11 protein-coding genes are annotated in these 11,776 nt (G+C 45.5%); 6 read left to right on the top strand and 5 right to left on the bottom strand.

Annotated features, from left to right (window positions below; translation table 11 throughout):
• Positions 1–38 precede the first annotated feature (38 nt).
• The 3 genes from QUA47_RS01685 to menA form a co-directional block, all read right to left on the bottom strand.
• Entirely contained in the window at positions 39–1,076 is a 1,038-nt protein-coding gene (locus QUA47_RS01685; protein ID WP_333429461.1) for an o-succinylbenzoate synthase, read from the bottom strand.
• Between the two features lie 11 nt (positions 1,077–1,087).
• Positions 1,088–1,888: a 2-succinyl-6-hydroxy-2,4-cyclohexadiene-1-carboxylate synthase gene (menH, locus tag QUA47_RS01690; protein WP_333429462.1), complete on the bottom strand. Its 801-nt coding sequence runs from the start codon at positions 1,886–1,888 to the stop codon at positions 1,088–1,090.
• A gap of 142 nt (positions 1,889–2,030) precedes the next feature.
• Positions 2,031–2,927 (bottom strand): 2-carboxy-1,4-naphthoquinone phytyltransferase, encoded by an 897-nt coding sequence (menA, locus tag QUA47_RS01695; protein ID WP_333429463.1) that lies wholly within the window; start codon positions 2,925–2,927, stop codon positions 2,031–2,033.
• A gap of 405 nt (positions 2,928–3,332) precedes the next feature.
• On the opposite strand from menA, the gene QUA47_RS01700 reads away from it, so the two are divergent.
• Positions 3,333–4,766, top strand: coding sequence for an isochorismate synthase (locus tag QUA47_RS01700; protein WP_333429464.1), 1,434 nt, complete (start codon positions 3,333–3,335; stop codon positions 4,764–4,766).
• Positions 4,767–4,818: 52 nt separating this feature from the next.
• On the opposite strand, the gene QUA47_RS01705 is transcribed toward QUA47_RS01700, so the two are convergent.
• Positions 4,819–5,118, bottom strand: a complete 300-nt coding sequence (locus QUA47_RS01705) for an antibiotic biosynthesis monooxygenase (RefSeq protein WP_333429465.1) — start codon at positions 5,116–5,118, stop codon at positions 4,819–4,821.
• 73 nt (positions 5,119–5,191) lie between these two features.
• On the opposite strand from QUA47_RS01705, the gene menD reads away from it, so the two are divergent.
• Positions 5,192–7,099 carry a 2-succinyl-5-enolpyruvyl-6-hydroxy-3-cyclohexene-1-carboxylic-acid synthase gene (gene menD, locus QUA47_RS01710; protein ID WP_333429466.1) on the top strand — a complete coding sequence of 636 codons (1,908 nt, stop codon included), beginning with the start codon at positions 5,192–5,194 and terminating at the stop codon, positions 7,097–7,099.
• A 44-nt stretch (positions 7,100–7,143) separates the two neighbouring features.
• On the opposite strand, the gene grxC is transcribed toward menD, so the two are convergent.
• Entirely contained in the window at positions 7,144–7,458 is a 315-nt protein-coding gene (gene grxC / locus QUA47_RS01715) for a glutaredoxin 3 (RefSeq protein ID WP_333208441.1), read from the bottom strand.
• Between the two features lie 264 nt (positions 7,459–7,722).
• On the opposite strand from grxC, the gene QUA47_RS01720 reads away from it, so the two are divergent.
• The 4 genes from QUA47_RS01720 to QUA47_RS01735 all read left to right on the top strand — a co-directional run bounded on the left by QUA47_RS01720 (position 7,723) and on the right by QUA47_RS01735 (position 11,311).
• Positions 7,723–7,938 (top strand): hypothetical protein, encoded by a 216-nt coding sequence (locus QUA47_RS01720; RefSeq protein ID WP_006633950.1) that lies wholly within the window; start codon positions 7,723–7,725, stop codon positions 7,936–7,938.
• A gap of 580 nt (positions 7,939–8,518) precedes the next feature.
• Positions 8,519–8,680 carry a transposase gene (locus tag QUA47_RS01725; protein WP_445243742.1) on the top strand — a complete coding sequence of 54 codons (162 nt, stop codon included), beginning with the start codon at positions 8,519–8,521 and terminating at the stop codon, positions 8,678–8,680.
• A gap of 113 nt (positions 8,681–8,793) precedes the next feature.
• Positions 8,794–9,912, top strand: a complete 1,119-nt coding sequence (locus tag QUA47_RS01730; RefSeq protein ID WP_333429467.1) for an alkene reductase — start codon at positions 8,794–8,796, stop codon at positions 9,910–9,912.
• A 391-nt stretch (positions 9,913–10,303) separates the two neighbouring features.
• On the top strand, positions 10,304–11,311 hold the full coding sequence (locus tag QUA47_RS01735) for a protochlorophyllide reductase (protein ID WP_333429468.1): 1,008 nt from the start codon (positions 10,304–10,306) through the stop codon (positions 11,309–11,311).
• Positions 11,312–11,776 lie beyond the last annotated feature (465 nt).

Genomic DNA, 11,776 nt, shown 5'->3' on the forward strand with positions numbered 1-11,776 from the left:
GCTTGATTTAGTCGTGGGAGTAATCTAAAATCTAAAATCTAAAATCTAAAATCTAAAATCGAATGATTGTCGTCGAACCAGCAATCGGTGCCGAAGCCGAGTGCTCTCTTATTTAAAGACAATTGTGTTGCTAAGTTTAATGCTGCTTGTTTGCCGATTTCTGTTTCAAATACTGATGAGAAAACAGCGTCTATATTGTGAGTTTGACAAAATTTTCGCAGTTGGGATGGAGAACCGCATATCGCAGGTTTAATGACGAAAATACCCCGCCAGCCTTGGCTATAGCACTCTTGAATGCGATCGAGGTTGGCTGCAGATTCATCAAGGGCGATCGGAGTTGCATAAATAGCATTCAATTCTACCATTTCCTGAAACTGTGTTACGGGCAACGGCTGTTCCAAAAATTCAATGTCTGCAGAAAAATCGGGAGTTGCTTTTACCTCGTCGCAAGCTTGCAGCCATGTTTTAGCCTCCGAGTAACTGAGTCCCCCGTTGGCATCTAAGCGCAAAAATGCTTTTTCGCGATCGCACAAATTGTGCATTGCTTGCATTAGCTGCTGAAAAATCTTTAATTCTTCCTCAATTGCAGCAACACCAATTTTCCATTTAAACGTGCGATATCCGTCTAACCAAAGCACTTGCAAAGCCTGCAAAGCTGTTTCTCCTGCGGGCAATAAACCGCTGTACTGACTCAGCCTCTTCTCCTCCTCTTGGCAAAAGTAAGTTAAATTTTCGCTTTTCTCCCCCCCTTGGCAAGGGGGGGCTGGGGGGGGTGAATTTTGCTCGTTTGATAGTGCTGACTCAAATCCAAATTGACAAGCAGGCAATTCAGCCGAAATAGAGAAAATCGTCTCTTCTGAAATATTAGTCGCCAGCGATTTACAAAAATCTAAAGCTTGCTCAAAACTTTCGGAACCAAACCAACTCAAAGGGGCAATCTCTCCCCAACCAATTTGATTATTTTCGCCCACAAGTCGCAGGATAATTCCCGAGCGAATATCCCAAATGCCGTGACTTGTTTGCAGTGGACGCTTAAATTTTCGCTGATAAGTGCGAAACTCGAATTGATAAAGCATGGGTTTTTTAATTAATCATAAAATTGTCTCACAACTGATCCAAACTTATCAATATTTTCAAAATGAATATTGTGACCAGCTTTTGGTACAATTTCCAGAAGGGCGGCCGGACACAATTTGGCAATTTCGGTATTTATAGTTGTAAATTTATCATCATATTCTCCCGCTAGCAAGAGGAGAGGGATTTGATTTTGTGCCAGTTTTCCCCAGAGAGAGGGCTGGTTGCCGGTTCCCATATTGCGGAGAGATTTGGCTAATTCTAAGGGATTGTTTGCTAAGCGGGTTTCTATGAGTTTGTCGAAGTGGGGAGAGTTTTTTAAAGATTTGAATAAAGGGCGATCGTACCAGTTGAATAAAAAATCTTTAATGTTGCTATTTTCCAGCTTTTGTGCTAGCTGTAAATCGGCTTCCCGGCGGTGCGATCGCTCTTTTTCTGTTTTCAATCCTGGCGAAGCTGACTCTAACACTACTTTCTCGAATCTTTCGGGAAAATGTAATGTCATGTAAAGTGCCAATCGCCCGCCCATTGAATAGCCCAACAACAAACATTTGTCTATTTGTAAATCATTTAATAACTGGATCAATGCTTGGGCAGTATTTGACATATTGTAGTAACTTTCGTCGCCGTTGACTTGGGTTTTTCCGTGGCCGGGAAGGTCAACTGCTAAGCAGCAATAACTGTTAGAAAGTAAGGGAATGACGCTGCTAAAGTCTTGACTGCTGCCCGTGAATCCATGCAAAAATAAAAGTGTCGGCTGATTCTTGTTGCCAGTTAAGGAATAGTGAAAGTTATAATTATTAAATTTGTCCATAGACAATTATACGATTCAATGTGAGGTACGGATTGCTAAATTAAAGAAGATTTTGAGAAGTCGCCCAACTCTGCAAACTCCACGAACTCCCTCAACTTAGCAAACCATACCTCCATTTTACCGGCATTTTCGATCGCCCGATCTACAAAGCAAACCCCAACGCCAGCAGCAATCCGCTCGAAAAATGCAGCGTAACTGCGATAAACTTACAGTTGCTGACCTTTACCGGTTGGTCGTGATAGTCTGTGACATGGTGGCCAAGGTCGATCGCAAATGGCAAACTCCCAAAAATCAACAGCGTCCAAATTGGGAACATTCCCAAAGCCACAAATACCACAGTCAAAACATAAATGCTGCCGCATAGCCACTGCAACAACTCGGCACCTTTTTTCGTACCGAGTCGAACAATTGGGGATTTTTTACCCGCTGCCAAATCGTCCTCAACTTGGTGAAAATGGGAACAAAATAAAATGATACTCGTTGTAATTCCCACGATTGCCGAAGCCGCTAAATTAGTTGCAGACCAAGTTTGAGTTTGACTGTAATAAGCAGCGGCCAAGGCTAGCGGCCCGAAGGTGAAAAAGCAAATAATTTCTCCCAAACCCTGATAGCCAAGACGAAACGGAGGCCCTTGATAAGTGTAGCCGAGAGCACAGCACAAAACTACCAGCAAAATTACTGTTGGGTCTTTTTGCCACCAGCTTATGGCGCAAATTCCCGACACTCCAACTGCTAAAAACAGATTGGCTAGCCCGAAAATTAAAGTTTTATTTCCGGTTAAGTTAACTAGAGAATGCGCTTTGTTTTTATCGATGCCTGTTTCTGAGTCAAATACATCATTGCTGAGATTCAGCCATGCTATAATCAAAATGGCTGACATTAAAAATGTCGAAAAAATTGACGAATTAATCGTTTGAGTTTCGGCAAAAGCAATTGCAGTTCCTACTGAAATAGGAATCACCGCAACGCTGTACATGGGCGGCTTGATTGCCGCCAGCCACAATTTACTATTTGAACGTTCAATTAACTTTGTTGTCATTACACAAACTTGATTCAATTGATAGCAGCGTAGTAATTTTACAATTTTATTGGTGAAGAAACTCTACTCTGTATCGGGTTGAGTGCGCGGGGGGCATCCGTTGAGAGGCTTTGCGGGCGATCGCACGCCCGGTAATGCCCGTCTGCAAACCTCTGCGGGGTCGATCGCATGAGAGCCGAGATTGAGTCGCTCAATCTTAAAGTTTTATGTCTAAATGTTTCGATCGATCGCGCGTTGGGGAAGCCCTGGAAGAGGATCGTCTGTTTTCTGCCCCAAGCGAGCCCAAACTTTCCGGGAAACTCGAAAGGTCATGTTTTGCGATCGCCCTCCCGTGCTTAGATCGAAATAGGGGTTCTAGCGGGACAAAACCGCACTCTTTCTGACAAATCTGCTATTCTCGCTTTCATGACAGTAATACCGCACCGCGCTAATCTTTTACAAGACCGCAATCAACTGCATCAGTTTCTGTTAGATTGCCAGCAGTCTTTAACGGAAAAAGATCAAACAAAGATAGTTAGTATTTCTCAGGAGATTGCCCCCGTCGATCCGCTAGTTGTACTTCAAGAGATTTCCGAACCTTGCCAGCGACACTTTTACTTTGAAAAAAGAGACCCGATTTCCGGCAACAGTTTTGCGATCGCCGCCCTAGATTCGGCCATCCATCTAACAGTAGCCGGAAGCGAGCGATTTGCCCTCGCTCAAAATTTTATTCAATCTTGTCTTGCCCGAACAATTGCCATCGGTACAGAACGCTTGCCCTTCAGCGGGCCGCACTTTTTTTGTAGCTTTGCTTTTTTTGATGAGAATGTCGCCACCAATTGTTACTTCCCCCCTGGTACCGTCTTTTTACCAAAATGGCAGATTACTCGCCTGAAAGATAGCTGCACAATTGTGGCAAATGCTATCATAAATTGCGACATAAATATTAATATTGTTACGGATAATATTTGGCAAAATTTTGATAAAATTGCGTCTCGCCCTTACCAAAAAATAACTTCTCTTAGAAACAGTTCGATACTTTTAAAACAAATTCCTGTGAATGATGCCACTCAATTCAAAACATCTGTCAAGTCCGCTTTAGAATTTATCAAGTCTCAATATTTCAGTAAAATTGTTTTATCCCAAGCCATAAATGTCATTTCCAAAACCCCTTTTAGTTTAATAGACTCCTTAAATAACTTGCGCCTTACTTATCCCGGTTGCTACGTATTTTCCACCAGTAACGGCCAAGGTCAAAATTTTATCGGTGCCAGTCCAGAACGCTTAATCAGCATTCACAAAAATGAGTTAGTAACAGATGCCTTAGCAGGTTCCGCACCGAGGGGGAAAAATGAAGCGGAAGATGCGAATTTAGGCAAAGGTTTACTCAACAGCGAAAAGGATATTCGAGAACATCGAGTTGTAATTGATTTTATAGTCGATCGCCTGTCGAGTCTCGGTATCAATCCCGACTTTTCTCCGGTTCCTAGGCTGCTGCAACTGTCAAACATTCAGCATTTGTGGACACCCATAAGGGCTAGAATTCCCCGTGATATTCATTTATTAAAGATTTTATCCCAACTGCATCCAACGCCAGCGGTGGCGGGCGTACCGAGAGATATTGCCCTACAGCAAATTCGCGGATGCGAAAGCTGCGATCGCTCTTTGTATGCAGCACCCCTCGGCTGGATCGATCGCACCGGCAACGGCGAATTTGCCGTCGGCATTCGATCGGCTTTAATCGATGGCGATCGGGCTATACTTTATGCTGGTGCTGGTATTGTGGCGGGTTCCGAACCCGAAAAAGAACTAGCAGAAATTCAGCTCAAATTGCAGGCACTTTTAAATGCTTTAGTTTAATTCAGCTAATTTGCAGAATGTAGAGTTGTCTGGCTAATTGATTGAGTCTGTGTTAATGTTTAATTTTCACCTCCTCAAAATGTTCTACTATGGGAAAAGGATCGTAAAAATGGTGAAGCATTCTTTTCCACTCTTGATATTCAGCGGACTTCCTAAATCTAATGGTATGAGCTTCTAAATTTTCCCATCTCACCAATAATAGATATTTTCCTTGAACTTCTGTGCAGCGATGAAGTTCGTGAGATAAATATCCATCTATAGACGCTATCAGACTGGAGGCTTCTCTAAAAGCTATCTCAAAATCACCCTCAAAGCCAGATTTGACATTAAGCACAACCGCCTCAAGAATCATAAAAATGTATCCTGACAATTATTTGAGTATAATATCCTAGCACAATATAGAGTTGAGCTACTCAGGTTTAGCAATGCCAATAGATTTTCGCAACACAAATACCGTCTGGGCTTCCGTATTAGCAGAAACTTTGCAGCGGTTGGGATTAACTACCGCCGTGATTTGTCCCGGTTCGCGCTCGGCACCGCTAACAATAGCCTTTGCTCAAAACAAAAAGATAGAAACTATTCCCATACTTGACGAACGTTCAGCCAGTTTTTTTGCATTAGGAATTGCAAAAAAATCATATTTACCAACCGCACTAATTTGCACATCGGGAACCGCCGCAGCCAACTTTTATCCTGCTATCATAGAAGCCAGAGAAAGTCGAATTCCGCTGCTAATATTCACCGCAGATCGACCTCCAGAACTGCGGGACTGTCACGCCGGACAAGCGATCGACCAAGTGAAAATCTACGGCAATTATCCGAACTGGCAAGCCGAATTAGCGATACCTTCTGCGTCCAGAGGAATGCTAGACTATCTGCGGCAGACGATCGTGTATGCTTGGGAGCGATCGCAATTTCAAACACCGGGCCCCGTCCACCTCAACATCCCCTTTCGCGACCCGCTTGTACCCGTTCCAGACATAGCCGTAGAAGCTTTAGAAACAGAGTTTAATCCCGAAGATTTCTTTGCAGGATTAGAACCCATTTTCGCAGGAGAAAGCTCTACCCCCCCCAGCCCCCCCTTGTTAAGGGGGGGAGAAGAAAGTACAATGCAACAGTGGCAAAAGTGCAGCAAAGGGATTATTATTGCAGGCGTTGCACAGCCTCAATTTGCCGAAAAATACTGTAGTGCGATCGCCCAAATTTCCAAATCCTTAAACTGGCCAGTTTTAGCAGAAGGACTATCCCCAGTCAGAAACTACGCCCAACTCAATTTTTATCTAATTTCCACCTACGATTTAATCCTGCGAAACCGCGAACTAGCAGATAAATTAACCCCAGAAATCGCCCTTCAAATCGGAGACTTACCCACAAGCAAAGAACTGCGAAACTGGCTAGCCAAAACCCAACCAAAACGCTACATAATCGACCCCAGCCACCACAACTTCGATCCCCTACACGGCAAAACAATTCACCTGCGAACCTCTATAGAGCATCTAGCCACTGCTATTTCCCCTCAAGTCCCCCCCCTTAGCAAGGGGGGGTTAGGGGGGGTTCTAACCACTGCTACCACTAATATCCCCCCTCAAGTCCCCCCCCTAAACAAGGGCGAGTCCCCTCAAGTCCCCCCCCTTAGCAAGGGGGGGTTAGGGGGGGTTCTAACCTCGCCATCAAACGAATACCTCCAACTTTGGCGCAACACCGAAATCCAAGTCAGACAAACAATAGACCAAAAAATATCAACAATTAACAACATAATCGAACCCAAAGTTTCCTGGCTGCTTTCCCAAATTTTGCCGCCCGCAACACCGATATTTATTGCCAACAGTATGCCCGTCAGAGATGTAGAGTTTTTCTGGAAGCCAAACAACTTAGAAATAAAACCTTTTGTCAATCGCGGCGCTAACGGTATAGACGGCACATTATCAACAGCTTTGGGAGTTGCTCACCGCAATCAAAGCAGCATCATGCTAACAGGCGATTTAACACTTTTGCACGATACGAACGGTTTTTTAATTAAAAATAAATTTGTCGGTCATCTGACAATCATATTAATTAATAACAACGGTGGCGGAATTTTTGAAATGTTGCCCGTTGCCAAATTTGACCCGCCCTTTGAAGAGTTTTTTGCGACGCCGCAGCAGATAAATTTTGCTCAGTTGTGTGCAACTTACGGCGTGGAACACGAGATAATAGACGATTGGGAACAGTTCAAACAAAAATTAAGTTTTTTGCCAAATAGCGGGATTCGCGTCTTAGAATTGCAAACAGACAGGCGCGCCGATGCTAAATGGCGGCAAGATAATCTAAGTAAATTTGCCAAAGATTTGTAAATTTGTAGGTTGAGCAGGTGGAACGAAACCCAACCTACACTAATTTAAACTGCTGGTTGAGCTAGCAGCGGATCTAACTGTCCATCTGCATCGAGTTTGTGAATGTCATCGCAGCCGCCTACGTGTTGCTTATTAATGAAAATTTGGGGCACGCTGCGGCGTCCGTTAGCGCGATCGGCCATTGCTTTTCTAGCCGCTTCGTCGCCATCAATTTTGTATTCGGTGAAATTTACGCCTTTCCACCACAGCAAAGTTTTGGCGCGGATGCAGTAGGGACAGGTTTGCCAAGTATAGATTTCCACATTGGCTTTGATGCGATCGGGCTTGCGGCCCAAGATGGGATTGAGAAAATCAAGCATTTTCGGTACTGGGGTAAAAATTAAACTGGTTGGGGGATTAACGATCATCTTAGCGAAATGCCGTCAGCCCCACGTCCTACCCAAAAATCGGCGCGGGATGGAATTTCCCGCCGCCACCTGTGGCACTGTGACCCAAGTCACAACTTTACTCTACTCGGATCACTTGCTTTCACCCTAGAGAATCACCTTCGCGCCCTTATTAATATCACCGATATTTTAAGGAAACCAGAAGATGATAGATATATCGAATTCAACCGCACTGCCATGCACCCCGTACAACTCCTCCCCGGCGCTATCTCTGAAATCCTCGCTTCTGTAACCGATACAGGCGTTTTGACTCTGGCGGATCGCTACGGTTTGATGGCCGCCACCTTCGACGACTCTCTGAATGACGAAGACAGAGGCTGTATCAACCGCTTGCTGCGGGCCGTGCTCAGAGGCCGAGTGAAAGTAGTCAACGAACTTTCAGCAGCATTCTAATCGGGATTTGAAGTTTTGTTCTGAAGGCAAGGTGAGTCAGCGGTAGATGAAAATAGTGGAAACTCAGGCAGGAGTGGAAACAGCGGTAATTTGAATTCGATTTAAAGTTTTCTCCTCTAACTCAACAACGGTTTTTTTGTCAAAGCAGCCTTTACCGGCTGCTTTTTTTTTGATTTAATCGCGGATTTCCAGGTTGTACTGGCGGCAGAGGTCGATCAGTTTTTGTTGGAATCGATCGCGCACATTGAAACTTGTGTTTTAACCACGTCTAAAGCTTCAATTTTGGGCGGGAAACAACCTAAAACCCTATCAGGGATTGAAACCCAGCAGTCAGCACCCTAACTAAGAACTTCCGCCGTGCCGGAAACAACCTAAAACCCTATCAGGGATTGAAACCTTGCCTCTTTCATTGACAAAAAATACGGACGGAAAGCCGCAATCAACCTAAAACCCTATCAGGGATTGAAACTTTCCGAAGTATTCACCAGACGAGGAGACAGGAGGGAAGAGGGTATTCATCTCCTGACTCCTTCACAAGCCGGAAACAAGTTTACTTCCAACACTTGTCACAGCACAGGTAGTGGTCATAGATAATCTCACCTTTGATAAAAGTGGTCGGATTCAGGAATTGATTCAAACTGCAGGGTGTAGACTATTATATTTACCGCCATACTCTCCAGAGTTTAACAAAATTGAACAAAGAAGAGTCTTGGCTAAAAAGTCAAGTTCGCAAACAGCTTGATGAGTTTGATTGCTTACATTTTGGCGACCCTTGGATGTCTTGCCTTGCGTCCTAACACGGGCGGTTGCTATATGTGATTTTCCAGATTATTCAGTTGATAAAACCTCAAAATTATGACCAATCAAACAACTTCTCCACTCCTACTCAGCCCCTTCAAAATCGGAGATTTATCCTTAAAAAATCGGGTACTCATGGCACCCCTAACGAGAGCCAGAGCCGGTGAAGCGCGGATGCCCAACGCCTTGATGGCAGAGTATTACGCTCAGCGAGCCTCCGCTGGTTTAATCATTACAGAAGCCACAGTGGTTTCTACTCAAGGTAATGGTTGGCTCAATACGCCCGGTATTTATTCAGACGAGCAAGGCGAAGCTTGGAAACAAATTGTGACTGCGGTTCATGCCCGCGAAACACCGATTTTCATGCAGCTTTGGCACACCGGACGAGCTTCCCACAGCAGTTTTCATGAAAACAATCAATTGCCAGTTGCAGCCTCTGCCATCAAAATAAACGGAGAAGGCATTCATACCCCTCTAGGCAAACAACCCTACGAAACCCCCCGCGCTCTAGAAACCCATGAAATCTCCCTGGTTGTAGAAGATTATCGCAAGGCAGCCGAACGAGCAAAAATGGCAGGTTTTGACGGTGTAGAAATTCACGCTGCAAACGGCTATCTCATTGACACGTTCCTGCAAACCAAAACCAATCACCGCACTGATTCCTATGGCGGCACAGTTGAAAATCGCTACCGTTTTCTCAAGGAAATTGTCGAGGCGATTATCACAGTATTTCCGGCAAACCGAGTGGGAGTTAGACTTTCTCCCAACGGTATTTACAATGATATGGGTTCTCCAGAATATCGCGAAGATTTTCTGTATTTCGCAGGGCAGTTAAATGCCTATGATTTAGCTTACCTTCACTTGGTGGACGGTTTGGCTTTTGGCTTTCATGAATTGGGAACGCCGATGATGATAGCAGAGTTTCGCGATGTGTTTGCAGGGCCGCTCGTCGGCAACTGCGGATATACTCAAGAACAGGCTGAAACGGCCCTGAGTAGCAAAGTTGCGGATTTAATTGCTTTTGGTCGGGATTTTATCAGCAATCCTGACTTGGTAGAGCGTTTTACTAATGGTTGGCCGCTCAATCCGCCTGCTGAAGTGGGCGTCTGGTATTCTTTTGGGCCTGAAGGTTATATCGATTTCCCTACCTATCAGGAACCCGCAGCTATTTCTTAGTTGAGTTGGTTGGGGCGGGTTTATCAATAAATACCGAGTATGTGCATCATAGATAATGGTGAACCCGCCCCTAAAAGATTTACGGTTAATTTCTCAAAATACGAGTCGGAGTTGGAGCCATATTTAATTTTCATCGCCCGTTGAGAGCGAGCATCTCCTATTTGTAAAAACACTTCTTCTGCCTCCGGCCTCCTGGCTTCTGCCTCCTGCCTCCTGCCTCCTGTCTCCGGCCTCCAATTTCGGGCTTGGCTGCAAAAGTGAGAGGCTCCCAGTTGAGATCGAGAACGTTTCCCCATATCCTAATAACCATAGGGTACTTCCAAACATCCAAGCTGCTAGCTCAGCGTTTGAGTGCCTGAAAAAAATCAATAGCGGAAGCGCTTTTAACAAGATGGCACAAAATCACAAATCAACGGTTATCATCACCGGCGCTTCCTCCGGCGTCGGTTTGTACGGCGCGAAAGCTCTCGCAGACAAGGGATGGCACGTAGTCATGGCCTGTCGGGACGTGCGGAAAGCCGGAGACGCCGCCCGAGAGTTGGGCATACCTCAAGGCAGTTTTTCCATCATGGAGATTGACTTGGGCGATTTGGAGAGCGTGCGTCGGTTTGCTCGGGCATTTAAGGCCAGCGGCCGGCCTCTGGACGCTTTGGTGTGCAACGCCGCCATTTATATGCCTTTGATTAAGGAACCGCTGCGGAGCCCGGAGGGTTACGAGTTGACGATGACTACCAATCACTTGGGTCATTTCCTGCTGTGCAACCTGATGATGGAAAATATGAAGCCTTCCTATTATTCCGATGCGAGAATCGTGATTTTGGGAACTGTGACTCACAATCCAGACGAGTTGGGCGGGAAGATTCCGCCGCGCCCGGATTTGGGCAATTTTGAGGGTTTTGAAGCGGGTTTCAAAGACCCGATTTCGATGGCTGACGGCAAGAAGTTTGAACCGGTCAAGGCTTACAAAGATAGCAAAGTTTGCAACGTGCTCACGATGCGGGAATTGCACCGCCGCTTTCACGAATCCACGGGGATTACTTTCACTTCGCTGTATCCGGGATGCGTTGCGGATACGCCGCTGTTCCGCAACCACTATCCTTTGTTTCAGAAGCTGTTCCCGCTGTTTCAGAAGAATATCACCGGGGGTTACGTGTCGCAGGAGTTGGCGGGGGAAAGGCTGGCGATGGTGGTTGCCGATCCCGAATACAAGCAATCTGGTGCTTATTGGAGTTGGGGGAACCGCCAGAAAAAAGATGGTAAGTCTTTTGTGCAGAAGGTTTCTCCCCAGGCCCGCGATGATGAAAAAGGCGAGCGGATGTGGGAGTTGAGCGCTAAGTTGGTGGGATTGACTGACGGTGCTCAAATGGGTGCTGCGGCTAGTGCGGGCCGGTCTGCATAATTCAGAGTTAGAAACCCCCTTTATCAGACTTGGCGGTTGAAACGGCGTCTACGCACAGGAGGTGGGTAGACGCGGACTCAATAATAAAGGGGGTCTTAAAGTCGGATTTGGTATGATATCAATTCCGGTTGCACTCCTCCGGAATTGTTGACTGTTGACTGTTGACTGTTGACTGTTGACTGTTGACGGGCGGGTCGAAAAACTGAATGGTTGAGTGTTAACTGTTGTTGACTGTTGACTGTTGACTGTTGACTGTTGACGGGCGGGTCGAAAAACTGAATGGTTGAGTGTTAACTGTTGACTCGATTTTATTATTCCGATGCAACCGGAAACGATATGATGCACCCAAATCAAAGAAACCGGGTTGTTTAGTGGCTTTGCGGGTTGTAACTCACATCTTGCACTATTCTTAAGAACAGGCAAGATGCCTGTTCCACAAGAAAATTTATCTCTTGTGGAACAGGC

The sequence above is a fragment of the Microcoleus sp. MON2_D5 genome, from assembly GCF_036701905.1.
Taxonomy (GTDB): domain Bacteria; phylum Cyanobacteriota; class Cyanobacteriia; order Cyanobacteriales; family Microcoleaceae; genus Microcoleus.